Origin of the sequence: Rhizobium pantanalense (assembly GCF_030182525.1) — a bacterium.
Lineage (GTDB): Bacteria > Pseudomonadota > Alphaproteobacteria > Rhizobiales > Rhizobiaceae > Rhizobium.
In genome coordinates this window covers 19,304-36,469 of sequence record NZ_JAQJCH010000026.1, presented here as the reverse complement: position 1 = coordinate 36,469, position 17,166 = coordinate 19,304, and the positions used below count along the sequence as shown (strand labels likewise).

The 17,166-nt window shown below is 57.0% G+C and carries 12 protein-coding genes; 8 read left to right on the top strand and 4 right to left on the bottom strand.

Annotation, left to right across the window (positions count from 1 at the left end; all coding sequences use genetic code 11):
• A partial coding sequence (locus PH558_RS33645; RefSeq protein ID WP_285208498.1) for a hypothetical protein occupies positions 1-187 on the top strand: 187 nt, incomplete at its 5' end.
• 82 nt (positions 188-269) lie between these two features.
• On the opposite strand, the gene PH558_RS33640 is transcribed toward PH558_RS33645, so the two are convergent.
• Genes PH558_RS33640 through PH558_RS33630 form a run of 3 tightly spaced genes read right to left on the bottom strand, consistent with a single transcriptional unit; the run spans position 270 to position 5,714 of the window.
• Positions 270-3,530 carry an error-prone DNA polymerase gene (locus tag PH558_RS33640; protein WP_285208521.1) on the bottom strand — a complete coding sequence of 1,087 codons (3,261 nt, stop codon included), beginning with the start codon at positions 3,528-3,530 and terminating at the stop codon, positions 270-272.
• Complete coding sequence (locus PH558_RS33635) at positions 3,527-5,041, bottom strand: Y-family DNA polymerase (protein WP_285208520.1); 1,515 nt, start codon at positions 5,039-5,041, stop codon at positions 3,527-3,529. The genes PH558_RS33640 and PH558_RS33635 overlap by 4 nt, the downstream gene beginning before the upstream one ends.
• Positions 4,956-5,714, bottom strand: a complete 759-nt coding sequence (locus PH558_RS33630; protein ID WP_285208523.1) for an ImuA family protein — start codon at positions 5,712-5,714, stop codon at positions 4,956-4,958. The genes PH558_RS33635 and PH558_RS33630 overlap by 86 nt, the downstream gene beginning before the upstream one ends.
• A gap of 291 nt (positions 5,715-6,005) precedes the next feature.
• Between PH558_RS33630 and PH558_RS33625 the strand changes: the two genes are divergently transcribed.
• Positions 6,006-6,779 carry an SOS response-associated peptidase gene (locus tag PH558_RS33625; protein WP_285208519.1) on the top strand — a complete coding sequence of 258 codons (774 nt, stop codon included), beginning with the start codon at positions 6,006-6,008 and terminating at the stop codon, positions 6,777-6,779.
• 300 nt (positions 6,780-7,079) lie between these two features.
• Here PH558_RS33625 and PH558_RS33620 read toward each other — a convergent pair whose 3' ends face one another.
• Positions 7,080-7,688 carry a TetR/AcrR family transcriptional regulator gene (locus PH558_RS33620; protein ID WP_285208518.1) on the bottom strand — a complete coding sequence of 203 codons (609 nt, stop codon included), beginning with the start codon at positions 7,686-7,688 and terminating at the stop codon, positions 7,080-7,082.
• Positions 7,689-8,375: 687 nt separating this feature from the next.
• Here PH558_RS33620 and PH558_RS33615 point away from each other — a divergent pair.
• The 6 genes from PH558_RS33615 (at position 8,376) to lysA (ending at position 17,163) form a co-directional block, all read left to right on the top strand.
• A complete protein-coding gene (locus PH558_RS33615; RefSeq protein ID WP_285208517.1) occupies positions 8,376-10,328 on the top strand; it encodes an AfsR/SARP family transcriptional regulator in 1,953 nt (650 codons plus the stop codon).
• Between the two features lie 321 nt (positions 10,329-10,649).
• A complete protein-coding gene (locus PH558_RS33610) occupies positions 10,650-11,909 on the top strand; it encodes a YcaO-like family protein (RefSeq protein ID WP_285208516.1) in 1,260 nt (419 codons plus the stop codon).
• Positions 11,906-12,730: a TfuA-like protein gene (locus tag PH558_RS33605; protein ID WP_285208515.1), complete on the top strand. Its 825-nt coding sequence runs from the start codon at positions 11,906-11,908 to the stop codon at positions 12,728-12,730. The genes PH558_RS33610 and PH558_RS33605 overlap by 4 nt, the downstream gene beginning before the upstream one ends.
• Positions 12,731-12,843: 113 nt before the next feature.
• Positions 12,844-14,001 carry an aspartate aminotransferase family protein gene (locus tag PH558_RS33600; protein WP_285208522.1) on the top strand — a complete coding sequence of 386 codons (1,158 nt, stop codon included), beginning with the start codon at positions 12,844-12,846 and terminating at the stop codon, positions 13,999-14,001.
• Positions 13,986-15,878 (top strand): NAD(P)/FAD-dependent oxidoreductase, encoded by a 1,893-nt coding sequence (locus PH558_RS33595; RefSeq protein WP_285208514.1) that lies wholly within the window; start codon positions 13,986-13,988, stop codon positions 15,876-15,878. Before PH558_RS33600 ends, PH558_RS33595 begins: the two co-directional genes overlap by 16 nt.
• Before the next feature lie 61 nt (positions 15,879-15,939).
• Positions 15,940-17,163, top strand: coding sequence for a diaminopimelate decarboxylase (gene lysA, locus PH558_RS33590; protein ID WP_285208513.1), 1,224 nt, complete (start codon positions 15,940-15,942; stop codon positions 17,161-17,163).
• The last annotated feature ends 3 nt before the right edge of the window (positions 17,164-17,166 follow it).

The following is a 17,166-nucleotide window of genomic DNA, read 5'->3' as shown; positions in this document are numbered from 1 at the left end:
GAGCCGAGGCGGCGATCGGCAAGCCTACTATCTCCACCTTCATTTTGAGCTCGAGGGCGCTATCCGAGACCAAATGATTGTAAAGCTCTATACGGGAGATTATTCGCGAGACATTCCTGAGCTCGACAAGGTCGCCGTATCAGTCAATCTTCTGCTGCGTTCCTTCGGCCGGACGCGCACATTTTAGCAAGATGCCGGTATTGGACGGGTGCTCAGGTGCTGTCCGATGAAACGGGGAGCTCTCCATCCCTCCAACAGATTTGCGATGGTCACTGAAAATCCCGGCTCCTCACCTTCAACCTCTCAATAAGCCGATCCGGCTCGTAGAGGTCTCGCACCTTCATCACAGCCCTCTCCCTGGAGTCCGGACTGCCAGGCGTCCCATGGGCGAACTCATCACCACGCCCGGTCGGTAGCCTGAAGGCCTCATCGCGATCGGCAAGGCCGGACAGATCACTGGTGAGATCAAAGAGCTGCTGGGCAACGAGATGCACCACCTCCCCTTCCCGCTGGATGCGGCCATTGATCGCCATCATCGAGGATCCGAGCACGACGCGCCGGCGACGTTCGAAGAGGCTTGGCCAGACGACGACGTTCGCCGGACCGGTTTCATCCTCGATGGTCAGGAACATGACGCCCTTGGCCGAGCCCGGTTTCTGGCGCACGAGCACGAGGCCAGCCGTCATCAGCCAGCGGCCGTCGCGAGATGACATCGCCTGCTGACAGGTGACGATGTTGCGGGCGGCAAGATCCCGGCGCAGGAAAGCGAGCGGATGCTGGCGAAGAGTGAGACCCGTATGACTATAGTCCTGGATGACATTGTGCCCTTCCGTCATCTGGCGCAGGTGAACTTCCGGCTCCTGCTGCTCGGCAATGGTCTTCTGCTCGCGCTCGGCTGCCGCGGCAAACAATGGCAAGGGCTCGTCACGCAGAGCCTTGATCGCCCAGAGCGCATCGCGGCGCTGCAGATCGAGCGACGGCAGAAACGCGTCCGCCTCGGCAAGCTCGACCAGGGCTGCGGCCGGCACGCCCGATCGCCGCCAGAGATCATCGACACTCTCGAAGGACTGGTCGGCTCGAGCGGCGATGATGCGGGCAGCATCGATCTGGGCGAGCCCATGGACCATGCGCATGCCGAGGCGCACGGCATGACGGTCGCTGCCCTCGACCGGCTCCAGCGTGCAGTCCCAGCGCGAGCGGTTTATACAGACGGGACGAACCGCGACACCATGCTTGCGGGCATCGCCGACGATCTGGGCCGGCGCATAAAAGCCCATGGGCTGCGAGTTCAGGAGGGCCGCGCAGAAGGCATCGGGGTAGTGGCATTTCACGTAAGCCGAGGCATAGGCGATGAGGGCAAAACTGGCGGCATGACTTTCGGGAAAGCCATAGGAGCCAAAGCCTTCCAGCTGCGAGAAGGTTCTTTCGGCAAATTCCGGCGTATAGCCATTCCCAACCATGCCGGAGACGAGCTTGGCCTTGAACTTCGAGACACCGCCGGTGAACTTGAAGGTCGCCATGGATTTGCGCAGCTGGTCGGCCTCGCCGCCGGTAAAGCCGGCGCAGACCATCGCCACCTTCATGGCGCTCTCCTGGAAGAGCGGCACGCCAAGCGTCTTGCCGAGAACGGCCTCGAGCTCAGGGGTTGGATACTCCACGGCTTCCTTGCCTTCGCGTCGGCGCAGATAGGGATGGACCATGTCGCCCTGGATCGGACCGGGGCGGACGATCGCCACCTGGATGACGAGGTCATAGAAGGTGCGCGGCTTCATGCGCGGCAGCATGGACATCTGCGCCCGGCTTTCGATCTGGAAGGTGCCGAGCGTATCGGCCTTGCGGATCATCGCATAGGTCGCAGGATCCTCCTGAGGGATTTGAGTGAGATCAAGATCCAGATGCTTGTGGTCCTGGATCAAGGCAAAGGCCTTGCTCATGCAGGTGAGCATGCCAAGCGCCAAGACATCGACCTTCATGAACTTCAGAGCCTCGACATCGTCCTTGTCCCATTCGATCACCTGCCGGTCGGCCATGGATGCCGGCTCGATCGGCACGAGATCGTCGAGACGATCCTGGGTCAGCACGAAGCCGCCGGGATGCTGGCCGAGATGGCGCGGCGCGCCCATCAACTGCTGCGCCAGCGTCAAGGTCAAGGCAAGCCGGCGATCCCTAGGATTGAGGTTGAGCTCACGCAAGCCTCGATCGGTCACCAGTTCCTCGGACCACGACCACATGCCCGACGACAGCGACTTGATCACGTCCTCCGGCAGGCCGAGCGCCTTGCCAACATCGCGGATCGCGCCCTTGGCACGGTAACGCGTCACCGTCGCGCAGAGAGCCGCCCTGTCATGACCGTAGGTCTTGTAGATCCACTGGATCACCTCCTCGCGCCGCTCATGCTCGAAGTCGACATCGATGTCGGGCGGCTCGTCGCGCTCCTGGCTGACGAAGCGCTCGAAGAGCAGATTGTTGGTCTCCGGATCGATCGAGGTAATGCCGAGGATATAGCAGACGGCGGAATTGGCCGCCGATCCCCGGCCTTGGCACAAAATGCCCTGGCTGCGGGCATAGCGGACAATCGAAAACACCGTCAGGAAATAGGGGGCGTAGTTCATGGTGCGGATGAGGTCGAGCTCGTGCCGCACCACCTTCAGCACCGATGGCGGCAGACCTTCGGGATAGCGCTTGGGAATGCACTCCCAGACATAATGCTCCAGGGATTGCTGAGCATTCTTGCCGGGTACGATCGCTTCCTCCGGATATTGGTAGGTCAGCTCCTCCAGCGAAAACCTGCAGCGCTCGACGATCTCGAGCGTGCGGGCGAGTGCTTCGGGGTAGCGCGGAAAGAGACGCGCCATTTCTTCCGGAGGTTTCAGATAGCGGTCGGCATGCCGCTCGCGTTCAAAGCCGATATCGTCGATGGTCGTGTTGTTGCGAATGCAGGTGACGATATCCTGCAGCTGCCGGCGCGACGGCTCATGGAAGAGAACGTCATTGGTGACGACGGTTCGAACCTTGAAGCGCGCCGCAAGATTGGAGAGTTCGTGCAGCCGCAGCTGATCATTGGGTCGCCGGCGCAGACAAAGCGACAGATAGGCACGATCGCCAAAGATTTTTGCCATTTTCCGGAGCTGAAGGGCACAGGTTTCGTCGGCAAGATCGGGAACAAGGATGCCGATCAGGCCCTCGGCATACAGAGCGAGGTCGTCGAGATGCAGGATGCAGTTCGCCTTGCCGCCCCGTGCCTTTCCCAGCGTCAGAAGCTGGGTCAGGCGGGAATAGGCGGCGCGGGTCGTGGGATAGACGAGGATCGACATGCCGTCGGCAAGATCGAGACGACAGCCGACAACCAGGCGGAGCCCTGTCGCCCGCGAGGCCTCGAGCGCCCGGACGATCCCGGCCAGCGAATTGCGGTCGACGATCCCGAGCGCGCTGATGCCGAGCGCTTTCGCCGTCCGGAACAGTTCATCGGCCGATGAAGCGCCGCGCAGGAAGGAAAAATGGGTGGTGACCTGCAGCTCGGCGTAGCTCATGCGAAGATCCCATGGCAAAACCAGCGATGCAAGCCGGTAGCGGCATCGACGCCATCACCGGACCGGAAGATCCATAGACGCTCGCCACTTTCGTCCTCGACCACGAAATAATCCCGGACGGCGTCGAATTCGGAATTCTTTGTCCACCATTCGCCAAAAATGCGCTCCGGCCCGTCGGCGCGTCTGATCCGCCGGCGCTTGCCGCGCCAGGTGACTGAGACAGGCGGATGATCCGGCAGCAGCGCGATGACGTCGATCGGTTCCGGTCGCGCCATGAGCCGCACCGGTCGCGGCCAGTGATGCACCCAGGTTTCCGTGATGTCCGGAGCCACGACCGCAATGCGCCGGACGCTGCGCTCGGGGACGTCGGAAGCGACCGGCGCGATGCGATAGACGCGCTGGCCGCGATTGCCGAAGGTATCGATCAATGGCGTGATATCCTGGTCTCTCTCATCCACCAACGACGACCGCTGCTCTTCGGCAAGCGGTTCGGTCATGACGGCAATGAGCGTCAGCTTCTCGATGCCGAAGCCAGGCTCGATCTTTTCCGTTCGATCGCGGAACAGCTTTGTCAGCCAGGCAACATCGCGGGCCGGTTTGGCGGTGCCGGCGCGGATCGCCTGCCTGCTGCCATCGACCTTCTCGACAATGAGGTCGGTGCGGCGGACGCCAAGCCCCTTGCGTTGCAGTTCCGCCACCAGCCTGACGATGAGGCGGCCGACATATTTGTCGATCGTCTCGGCCGCACCGATCGGTTCGGCAAAGGTCCTGACGACCTCGATCCATTCCGGCGCCCGGATCGGATCGATCGGCTCGGACACACGACCGAACATCTGGTCGAGGCGCCGGCCGATTTCTGGGCCGAAGCGCAGCGCCAATGGCGCCCGTGGCGTTGCCGACAGTTCGCCGATGGTTTTGAAACCGAGTGTGCGAAGGCTGGTGACAATGTCCGCCGGTAGCCGCAGCTGTGTGATCGGCAGGCGTTCGACAGCGCGCGCGGTCTCTCCTGTCGGAATGATGACGACCTCGCGACGGGTGGCGCGGGCACAGGCATGGGCCGCACCCCAGGTGTCGGCGATTGCCGCATGGACGGTCAGCCCCCTCGCCCGGAAGCGGTTGACGATCCCGGTCAGCATGGGAAGCTCACCGCCCTGCAGGTGATCGGCGCCTTCCGTATCCATGACGATCCCGTCCGTGCCGTCGACGGCGACGATCGGGGAATATTGCGTGAGGGACCAGAGCGCGATCCGCTCGAGCGCTTCTGCATCGGCTGAGGGATCCGCATCGACGAACTGCAGCCCATGGACCACGGCCTGCGCCTTGGCGGCAGGCACGCCCACACGAATACCCGCTTCCCTGGCCTTCGCGTCGGCTGCGGACACAAAACGCTTGGAGCCGCTCCTGGCGATCAGCACCAGCGGCCGCTCAGGCGATAATTCTGCTCTTTGATCCATCCGCCTGATCCGCTCGATCGGCAGGTCCGGCAGATAGATGGATACGACCCGTGGCATCGCACGCTCCAACGATAAACTCAGCGCACTCACCCGCCTTCACTCTCATCAGCTCCAGCAGCCATCTTGGCCGTCCGACGCCTGGAACCGGCAAGTCCTCCGATGGCAGGACGCTCACCCGCCACCGCGTCGTCGACGCCGTCGGCTGCCCGAAATCCGAGGCCTCCACCTGCCGGCGCCAACGCCGGACCACCAGGCCGATGGTACCGGTCTTCTCCGCCGCCAGCTGCAGGCGGCGCGAGGAAACCATCGGCAGCCGGACGATCTCGCCGACGACGGCGCCGAGGCCGCCGAAGGCTAAGGCCTCTTCCATCGAGGTGAGAACGTCCTCCTCGCGGCCGGCCTCGACGAAGACGACCCGATCGGGATGGAGACCAGCCTGCGCGAGCGCCGGAAAGAACAGATCCGGCCGCGTCAGGCACCAGACGATCTTGCCCCTGGTGCGTGCCGCAATGCCGGCGGCAAAGAGGGCAGCGGCAGCGCCATCGACGATCCCTGCCCCGCCGCCGGCGAACTCGTGCACGGCACCATAGGCAAGACCCCCACTCGGCAGCGCCGCGTCGATCTCAGCCACACCGAAGGCCAGATAGCCGTTCCTCCTCCCCGCGTTCCCTTGCAGTAACGCAATGCGGTCCTTCAGATCGGATATCACCCTGTTACGGGTAGCAGTCATCACTCACGGCTCTCTGCAAGGTCTGTTGGCATCGATGTGATGTCGGTCAAGTGTATATGTTCACTAAATGTTCCAAGTCACCTTGCGTGTCAAGCAACCCGAAATAGGAATATTATCCCTCTATTTTAGTGGACTTTAAGATTCGCATTGGGAATCATGGACATGACTTCGACCGGACGCTGGCGACGCTTGCGAAAAAGTTTGAAGCCGATCGGCCGAGAGCTGCCGATTGGCATTCCGGCGCTTCGTCGGCTACCATGCCCGCCTGCTTCAAGGGGAGATGGAGCGTCTATGTGCAATCTTTATCGCATGGAAGACAAGGACTGGGTGAACAAGTGGGCTCAGGATGCCGAGAGCCTGATCAACCTGATGCCGGCCTATCAGATGAACCCCGATCAGATGGGACCGATCGTCCGTAACACCGCCGACGGCAGGAAGCAGCTCGTCCATGCCCGTTGGGGACTTCCCTCCCCGAGGTTCGCTCTTGAGAAACTTGCACAGGCCAAGGCCGAGAAGCTGCGGGCAAAGGGCAAGGGGTTTGACTTCGACCAGTTGCTGCGCGAGCAGGTCGATCGCGGCGTAACCAATGTCCGCAATCTCAAGCTCCCGCACTGGCGGCGCTGGTTCGGCGTCGTGAACCGTTGCCTCGTTCCCGTCACCAGCTTTGCCGAACCGGATCCGGCAAGTCAGGAGGATGGCGGCAACGTGCCGAACGCCTGGTTCGCCCGCAATGCAGACAAGCCGCTGATGTTCTTTGCCGGCATTCATGTTCGGCAATGGACATCCGTGCGCAAGGTCAAGGACGGCTTCACGACAGACGATCTCTACGGGTTTCTGACCACCGATCCGAACAATCTCGTCAAACCCATTCATGGCAAGGCCATGCCGGTGCTCCTGCTGACCAGGGAAGAGACCGATGTCTGGATGAGAGCGCCATGGGATGAAGCGAAAGATCTCGCTCGGCCATTGCCGGACGATGCGTTGATCGTCACGGCCCGAGAGCCCTATGGATCGACCATTGTCACCAAGGAAGGCGAGCTGGTCGGTCCATCAGGATTGCTGTAACGAGCGGCGTTTCGACGGTATTGATGCAGCGAAAGGCCAGACATAGGAAGACGGGACTCGATCACAAGTCAAAGAAGATCAGAAACGTCTTGCAAAATCGGGTACGACCACAGATTCCAAACAACTCCGCATTTTTCATATGGGCCGACTTATAGCGCGGACAAATTTCATCCTATCCGAAACTGTGAAAGCATCGCGATAGGAAAAGACACCCCATAATATCCAAACCGTTCGTCATCTATTGGTATGAAAAGGTCTTGGCGTCTTTTACACCTGAGTAAAAATGTCTTTGCAGACTTGTCATTCATCAGCCGCTTTAACTTTACGTGGTAATTTTCTTCCCAGGCGGCGTTCCGTAAACGCGAACGTTCGATCGATGCATTTATCTCTGCTGAGAGAACCTTTACCAAGCGCGGCATGTAGCCATAATCCATCGACAAATGCCCAGAATTGCGGCGATGCGTCCGGATCCTTGTCACCCAGCTCGAGAAATAGCCGCCTCGTTCGCTCGACCGCCCGGCTATGCGCTTCCGGCGCGTAAGAAAACTGTCCTTGACAGTACAAATAATAATTGATGGAAGCGATCCAGATATGCATATGCGTCTCAGTGAAAAGCTCCTCCGCAAATATTCCCTCAATGATAGTCGCTAACTGCTCCTCGGAAGTGCGCGCAAATTGTAATTTATATTCCGCAGTAGCGTAGAATTTGGCGTGAGTATCCCTGAATACCTCTTCCAATATCTCCTGGCGGTTCTCGAAATGAGAATAGACGGTCGTGAGAGATACGTTGATCCGCTGCCTTATCCTGTCCGTTGTGACGGCACCCATTCCTCCCTCCCTGAGGAGCTCCGCAGCTGCGTTCAGGATATCTGTGTATCTCTGAGCCGTCCTCGAAAATACTTTCCCCATCCTACGATCTGAGTTTGTCTGATCAACCATAACAGTCCGTGATTGGTTCTGTTCGAAAATACCAGTAAAGAGTTTTACTGGTTTTGAGCAACCATCCCTTGCTTGTCGCTCCACCTGACAGTCACTTTTTCGTGAGAATCGTGTTCTGGCAAGAGGCCTTCTGCAAACGTCAATGCCTCAAAATCATCGTGAGGCCAAGCTCGGTTGACGGTGGAACTGTGGCATAAGGGTTTGGAAATAGAGTTTCGGACACTTGAAGCAATTCTCCACTTTGGAGAACTTCATTCTGCATTGGCTGTGACAATCCAAAGAATGCACATAACATATTCGAGTTTTCTTACGAACAAAATCCGCAATCGCTCGGATGTAAACCGCCCCACTTCAAAACAATCTTTAGATATAAGACGCATCTATTTTCTTTCTGCGCCTTGAATAAAAGAATTTTCTTTTGAACGCTGAAATGGATTCTCCAAGAATAGGCCGCCGCAAAGCGTGCGACTTCTGAGAGATTCCATACTCTGTCCAGTTTCGGGCTGTTCCGGACGGACGTTGATTGCATAGGATTGATGAAGAGCTACGCCCCGTCGAGCACGTTGGCGGTGAAAACACCTTGAATGCTGCGAGCATTCTTGGTTGCCAAGTTCAGCTTTACTCTTTCTAAGATAGCTGCCCCCAGTGACAAGACAGATGGAACAGCAAGTGCTGATTTCAAAAGGAAACCTTTTTCTCCTCGGCCGCCCGACCTTGAAAGTCGACTCCCATGAAATCCTGTTTCCCGAAAAGGCATTTCTACTAGCCGGACTTATTGCCTTCGCGAACGATCGTCGAATAGAGCGAGAAGTCGCGCGACAGTTGCTCTGGAGCAGTCCTGACGCCGCGCAAAGAGCCGGTAATCTCCGACAGCTGATCAACAGGATACAATCTGTTGATTTTAAAGGTATACCGCCCGTCCTAGCGGCGACCGGTGACTATATCGCCCTGAACACGACATTCTGGGAGATCGACTTACTAGTACTCGCGAGCCGCGAAGCGCCCCTGTCAAAGAAGAACTGGCGTGTGTTTTCTGGCGAACTGCTTGAAGGCATTTCAGCCCCAACGTCGGGTGTTGAAGAGTGGTTGACCTTTCAGCGACAGAGAGTGGATGAATCGAGGACGCTTGCTATTGAGCAATTGCTTATGCGCTGCGGAACGCTCGAACCGCCTGAAACCATCACCCTCGCAGAGAGATTGGTAGAGATCGATAGCGCTAATGAGGCTGGCTGGCGCGCGATAATGACATCCTACGCAAGGTTAGGTGATCTCCCCGCCGCCAGAAAAGCGTACCTTCGCTGCAAACATCAGTTGGTCGCAGACTATCACGCTGAACCGGATCGTCAGACGATCGAACTTGCCCGTGGCCTTGGAATTTCACGCGACGGCTCTGTTGCACAGTCGGCTGAATTGCCAGAGTCGACTACTAAGGCCGCAGCAGACGAACAGCCACGCGTTGTCGTCCTACCGCCCGATACCATTCTCACTGATCCATTGATCTCACGGCTCGGAAGGGCGCTTTTAGAAGACGTGACCGTTGGGTTAAGCCATCAACGAATATTCAAAGTAATCGCGGCACACACCAGCATGGAGATGGTGCACCGGTCAATCAGCTTTTTTTCCACTAACAATCTGCCGCCGGAAATGCGCTTTGATTACTCGGTATATGTGACAATCCAAGGGGAGGCAGACGAAATCTACGCCACATGCCGGCTGACAAAAGTTCTTACGTCGGAGGTTCTGTGGGCTATTGATTTGCCGCTCGATGTACAAAAGATGAGCGCCTCATTTGGCCAACTCGCCAAACGCATAGCCAAATCGGTCACCGGGGCAATTGAGCAGCACGAACTCGGCGTTCCGATCGATGAGGTCGCGCCGTCCGCATATCGCTTGTATCTTGAAGGAAAACAGTACCTTAACAAAATGGATTTGCCTCGATTACGCCAAGCACGCAAATGGTTCAAGTCTTCGGTCAAACGCTGCGATCGCTTTTCTCCGGCGCATGCAGGAATCTCCCGATCACTCGCAATGGAGTGGCTAGTGCGCGGCATGAAGGAGAGCGAACTGCTTGATGTAGCTAACCAGTCTGCTCAAATGGCGAGAGCAGTGGATCCCGTCAGCGGTCGTGCGTTTCGAGAACTCGGCTTCATTGCGCTTTATCGTCGCCAATTTGGTGAAAGCCTAGAATATTTTCAGCAAGCCCAAGAGCTTAATCCTAGCGATGCGGACGTCCTTATTGACTATTCGGACGCCCTTTCTCATAGCGGAGATCTCGATGTGGCTTTGGAAGTCAGCCGAGAGGCCTTCCGCCTCAATCCCCTTCCGCCGGAATACTACTACTGGATCGCTGGTTCCATCCACTATGTTCGCGGTGAATTCGAAAAGGCAATTCAAGCTCTTGATCCCGTTAAGTCAAAGGAAGCCACGGCTCGTCTTCTTGCGGCATGTCACGCTATGGCCAAGAATAACAACATGGCCGCACGGTATGCTAAAGTTGTGAGGGAGAACTTCCCTACCTTTCGGAGTGATGACATACGCGCTTTTGTGCCGGACAAAGATCCCGCACACACAGAGCTCTTGATCCGCGGGCTTCAGCTGGCCGGCCTTTAAGTTTGTAGCTCCTTATGTAACGCCCATGTAACGCCTGCCGTGATGATTTTCTCCCGTCGTCGAGATGCTTTGACAGGCTGGAGAAAAATGAAAAATCCCGAGTCCCAAACAATAAAGATTGCCGTTGAAATTCGACCATTTCGCTTTTCCGAAGCTGGTCAAAAAATTCTTGCTAACCAAGCTTCCGACCTAACGGCGAATGCACTCGCTGAAATGGTTCATGCGATGCGGTTGCGATAAGCGATCCCTCAATATTGCTTGCGAGCTCTCGGCGCAGAGGGCTCGCGCCCCACCACTTTGATCCAATCTCTTTGCACTTCCATGATCAATGATTCTCTCTTATCGAGAGCTGTAGACCGGCTTGCCGCCGAATGGCGGCGAAGCGATCACAGCTACAGCAACTATTACGACCGGCGTGTAGCCCCGTCACAAACACTGGCGTCGATTAAGCCCCACCTCGCAGGTCTTGGCATTACTCGCATCGGTCTGGTGACGGGGCTCGACAATCTCGAGATTCCCGTCGCGATCGCGACCCGTCCAAACAGTTACACATTGTCGGTATTCCAGGGCAAAGGTCTCGATAATGATTCGGCCATGGTGTCCGCCGCAATGGAAGCGCTGGAAACACGGCTTGCGGAAATCCGACCCAACGCGTTTCTCACGGCTACAGTCAGCGAAATGGTGCAGCAGGGCGCTCCGTGCATTGATTTAGCGTCGACTGCACGTTGTAATCCACACGACATAGGAGATGACCCGCTCTGCTGGGTGGAGGGCTTGGATCTCGTCACGAATTCTCGCGTCTATGTTCCCTGGCCTCTCGTCGGCATGGATCATCGCTTTGCATGTCCCGGCTTTGAACAGTCCAGCGACGGACTGGCATCAGGCAATAGTGCGGCTGAAGCCATCCTGCATGGTGTTTGCGAGCTCGTCGAGCGAGACGCCTGGACACTGGCACAGCTTGCATCCATCAGCGAGCTATCCGAACGGATCGTAGATCCGCTGAGTATGGAAGATGGGGTGCTCAACATCATTTTGGCACGGATTTGGGCTGCAGGTATGCGCCTGGTGCTGGTCGACGTGACGACAGACATAGCTATCCCAGCCTTTATCGCGATGCTCGTTCCTACCGAAAAACGGCCTAAATTGCGCCGGAGCGATATCTGTGGCGGGTGCGGTTGTCATCCGGACCCGGCGAGAGCTGCATTGAAAGCGATCCTGGAAGCGGCGCAGAGCCGGTTGACCGCAATTGCAGGTAGCCGCGATGATTTTTCCTCGCACATATATCAGGAGGCGAGGGCAGAACATGCTTTGCTTGATTTTGTCGCCCTGGCAGAACAACGTGGAAAGCCGCATGGTCATCCCGTCCAACAGCAATCCTCAATAGATGAGATAAGCCGTGGTCTGGTCGGCAACATCAGCGCTATTGGTGTCCGACAAATCATCGCAGTGCCGCTGCAGGATGAAGGGCTTCCCGTTTCAGTAGTCCGCATGATTGTGCCGGGGCTCGAAGTCGATATTCACGGTCAAAGTGTCCAGCTCGGTCCTAGAGCCGCTGCCGCATTGCGGAGGACCCGCCATTGAAGATCGTGTTCGTAGGCCCGAGCATCGGTGGCAGCCGACGTATGCTTCAGAAACGCTTTCCCGGGCTCATTTTTGCGCCGCCGGCTGGATGCGGAGATATTCTGCGGGCCGTGGAATACGGTGCCAAAGCTATCGGCCTTATCGACGGGTTTTTCGGTGATAGACCGTCGGTCTGGCATAAGGAAATTCTCTTCGCCTTAAGCCGGGGCCTCATGATTTGTGGGGGCGCCAGCATGGGTGCATTGCGTGCTGTGGAATGCCAGCCATTCGGGATGATCGGCATCGGCAAGATCTTCACTTACTACATGGACGGGAAGTTAACAGACGACGAGGCGGTCGCTCTCATCCACGCTCCGGAAGAGCTGGACTGGCTGCCGTTATCCGTGCCGCGGGTGGACTACGAGGCCACCTTCGAGCGCCTCTCATCGTTGGATCTGATATCAGCGAACGAGCGTGAGAGATTGCTGTTGACGGCTGGCTACATCCATTATTCGCGGCGTACTTATCGTTCCATCGTTGCCGCATGCGCGTTTCTGGACGAGCACAGGAAGCGTTGGCTTTTGGCAGCGATTGAAAATTGGAAAGTCGAGCTTAAGCGGGCAGACGCAAATCTGGTTATCGAATGGCTGGACGCGAACGAAAAAGCCGCCCCGAAAAGTCCATGGGCTTTCGCAGCCACATCCCATTGGGAAATTCTACGTCGTGAGATGTCACAAGAACAACAGACGGTTCGCCAACCCCGCCTCAACGGCCCCGGTTCGGCGATGGATAATGATACCTATCAGCGTCTCACGCTGAATTCTCCACTAGCTGGTGTCTGACCGGCGAATAGCAGCAATTGAAAAAGGGGCCACCCACCATGCCGACACCTTTGTCGCTTGCAAACACAAATGCGCCTCACACTCATCCAGGTCTGGATGGTGAAAGTGCCCTGATGCGAGTTTACCGGCGTGCCCCGCTACGAGTGTCACGCGGAGCTGGCAGCAAGATCTACGACGAGGCTGATCGAGAGTACCTGGATTTCGGGTCCGGGATCGCAGTCAATGCTTTAGGGCACAACCATCCCAAGCTTAAAGAGCGGCTCATTTCTCAAGCAGAGTTCATTTGGCATTGTTCGAACAAATTCGAGATACCATGGCAATCTGCGTGCGCCGCCCGGCTAACTGAGATCACCTACGCCGACAAAGTTTTCTTCTGTAATTCTGGCGCGGAGGCAAATGAAGGCGGGCTCAAGGTGATGCGCAAGCGCCAAGCAGCAGTCGGACACCCTGAGCGCTGGCGAACTATCGTCTTCAATGGGGCATTCCATGGCCGGACTCTGGCCACACTGGCAGCAACCGACAGGGAAGATTACCGGCTTGGCTTCGGCCCGACCGTAGATGGCTTCGATCGCGTGGGGCCCAATGAAATCAATCAGGTCTTGGCAGCCATTTCATCGCAAACGGCTGGCATTCTGCTTGAGCCGATTCAAGGGGATGGCGGTATTCGCGTCTTCGACAAGAGTTTTGTGAAAGATCTCCGCGCGTTGGCTACCGAGCGCGACCTTGTGCTCATGTTCGATGAGATTCAGACCGGCGTGGGGCGCACCGGGACCTTTCTCGCAAGCGAGCAATTCGCGGTCGATCCGGACATAACCTCCCTTGCAAAAGGACTCGGTGGCGGCTTTCCGATTGGCGCTGTTCTTGCCACGGAAGATGCTGCCCGGGGGATGCTTTATGGATCCCACGGCACGACATTCGGGGGGAACCCGCTGGCTTGCGCAGTGGCAGATGCTGTCATCAACGAGGTAACGACCAACGGCTTTCTAGACCAAGTCAAAGAACGCGGTCGACAGCTCGCCGACGGTCTTGTGTCTCTCGTCCGGCGGTACCCGTCTGTTCTGACCGAAGCACGCGGCATCGGACTGATGCAGGGCCTCAAGATCGTTGGTCCCAATACCGCATTTGAAGAAACCTGCCTTGCTCACGGTCTGATCGTACTTGTCGCAGCCGACAACGTAGTGCGCCTCCTACCGCCCCTGACCGTGACGGCACTGGAAATCACTGAAGCCCTCGAAACGCTTGATCGGGTATGCGCATGTCTAACACAATAACACACCTGACTTTGAACACGGATGCGGAACACAATGACGCAGCCCGTGAGGCCACTTCGTCGCAAAGAGTTCTTGCAGCGTCGGGAACGGTCGCCGCAACATTCGAGCTGAAAGAAGAGGAAATACGCGCCCTACTCCCCTGCCCCGTCGTCCGGATGGCGAGCCCCTACCATTGGGAAGCCGAAAAAGAAACCAGCCTATTGGCCGCAAGCGGCGTGCGGGTGCTAATTACGGATGTCATTCCGAGTAACCGTGCACTTGCGGGATGGAAGGCAGGTTTCGGAGGCGTTCTCCTACTCCTGGTGTTCCAGGAATTCGTGCCGGCGAAGGTCCTGAACAGGGAAACGGCTTACAACGACCGGATTGTTACTGCTTTTTTTGATCGTCGAACAGTAACGCTGACGGAGGCTCTCGCCTTGGCCGAGGCAGCTTTCACAAGAGAGCACCTTGCCAAACCAGCAGAGACTTTCGTCCGTGCGACGCCGTCGCGAGCAGGCGCAAGTGTCCTCGTAGCGGGCGCTGGCATAGTCGGTTTGATGACAGCGTTCGAATTGCAACGCCGCGGTTATAAGGTTGAAGTGGTCGAACGGACCGCAGATCCGAGGATGCGAGCTCCCTGGTCGCAGTACGGCTGCACGCACGGCGGCGAGAACGCGCGAATGTTTTCGCTGACCGAGTGTGACAATTACCACGATCGGTCTCCGGTACCGGGAGAAAAGCTTCATGGGCATATCGCGCGACCAGTCGACGAACTGGGTTGGGAAATTGGCAAGACCGGTCAATATATGCCCGCTGATGGGGAATGGACGAATGAGTTCCTCAGAGTTCCGATTTGGCTAGCTGATCATTACAACGACGATATCTTTGATCTAAACCACCAGAGTTTTGCGCTTTGGAAGGCCATGATCGACGAACATCCAGAGCTGTTCGAGGGCATCGGCTTTAAGGATGGGCTCCTTCGCATATGCAAAACCGAGGCCTATCACGAAAAACAAGTACGCCGTCAAAAAAAGGTCCGCGCCTTCATCAGGGAACTCGATCGAGACAGATTAGCGTCAGAGTATCCCGCCCTGGCTGCGGGTTGCGCCAACCGGGAAATTCACGCCGGCATCGAAGTCGAAGGGTTCACGGTCAACATCCACGATTACGCGAAAAAGCTCATCAACCATCTCGAAATGCACGGAGTGTCTTTTCGATGGAATACAACGATTGACGAAATCGCTACGCGAGATGGCGTCGTTGTAGGGCTTCGCCACGGCGACACCCTGATGACCAGCGATCACTACTTCATTTCCGCTGGTGCCTACGCGCGTCATCTGTTGGATACCGCCGCATCCAATAACAAGATCCACGGTGTTCTTGGCGCCTGGATCTCGTTCCCCAACAGACAACCCAAACTTCAGCGTTCACTGAAGATCTCCCGCGAAGGCCATATCGCCGGGTCGGGTAACATCATATTGGCTCGAAACGAGCGGCAAGAGGAGATTTTGATTTTCGGATCTGGCTTCGGATATGTCGGGCGCGAGCCCAGCAACATCTGCGACGACCAATTGGAACAGCTCTTCAGGTCAATGGAGAGTTATATCAGGGGCCTATTTCCCGAAGCATATAGCGCGGCACTTGAAAGTGGAGAACTGCAGGCCAGCAGAAAGTACTGCATCAGACCGTGGACCGCGAGTAGCCTTGGAATCTTTGAGATGAGACAGGCCAGCAGCGGCACGCTCATTGTCGCGTCAGGACATAATACCGGCGGCTTCGCGCAAAGCACCGCTATTGCGGCCGCAACCCTCGACGCAATCGAGGGCAGGTCTCATCCGATGCATAGCCTCTATCATCCAAATCGGTTCGATCACTTCTGGCGAATATTTCCCCATTAAGCACTACCGTTTTGGCATTCAAATTATAAGCGAGTGCAATCCTATGCCCCGAAATCCTGAAATGGACGACGCCTTCCAAGAAATAGCCGCTCTGTACGGGACCCCTTGCTGGGTCTACGACGTCAATGAGATAAAGAGGCGCATCGCAAGCCTCAGGCCCTTTGATGTGATCCGTTATGCGCAAAAAGCGAATTCCAACACGCATCTTCTGGCATTGCTGAGGTCGCATGGTATCGTCGTGGATGCCGTATCGATGGGAGAGATAAGCCGGGCGATTGCGGCTGGCTACCAGGCCTCGTGGACTTCGTCTGAGATCGTGTACGCATCGGACATCCTGGACAGGCCAACCCTGAAATACGTCGCCGAGTGCGGGATACCTGTGAATGTCGGCTCGCCACAGATGCTTACACAGCTTGGGTCGGTCAGCCGCGGCCACCGAGTATGGTTGCGCATCAATCCTGGCTTTGGCAGCGGTTTCAGCCGAAAAACCAATACTGGCGGCGAGTTCAGCAAACACGGTATTTGGCACGAAAATCTCGAAGAATGCTACCGACAGATTGGGGTGCATGAACTAAACTTAGTCGGTCTACATATGCACATCGGTTCCGGAGCCAGCTTTGATCATCTTAAGCGCGTATGTGACGCAATGGTGGAAGCGGTTAGGAGGTGCCCGCTCGACATACAGGCCATTTCCGCAGGCGGAGGTCTTCCGATCACTCACAAGGATACGGACAACGAATTCGACGTTGTCACCTATCACCAGCTGTGGAGTGAGGCCAAGGCAGAAATTGAGAAGCATTTGGGCCACCCGGTCACGCTGGAAATCGAGCCTGGGCGGTATATCGTGGGCAATGCCGGATACCTCCTGTCCGAAGTGCGAGCGATGAAGGAGGTTGGGCCGAACCGCTTCATTCTTCTTGACGCTGGTTTCAACGATCTGGTGCGCCCGGCGATGTATGGCGGTTACCATCAGATTGATATCGTCGGTAAACGCCCTTCGAGTACGGAGGAGACCTTTACGCCGTCCATCGTTGCCGGTCCGCTCTGCGAAGCTGGCGACGTGTTTACGCAAGGCGCTGACGGCATGGTTGGCTATCAACAACTGCCGCAGACTGAGGTCGGAGACCTTGCCGTATTCCGTGACAGCGGGGCGTATTGTTCCAGCATGTCGTCGAATTATAACAGCCGTCCGCTCGCGCCAGAGGTTTTCCTTGATGGGAAAGATTTTCGCCTGATCCGTCGACGACAGAATTTTGCCGACCTTCTACAGCTTGAGCAATTTTAAAAC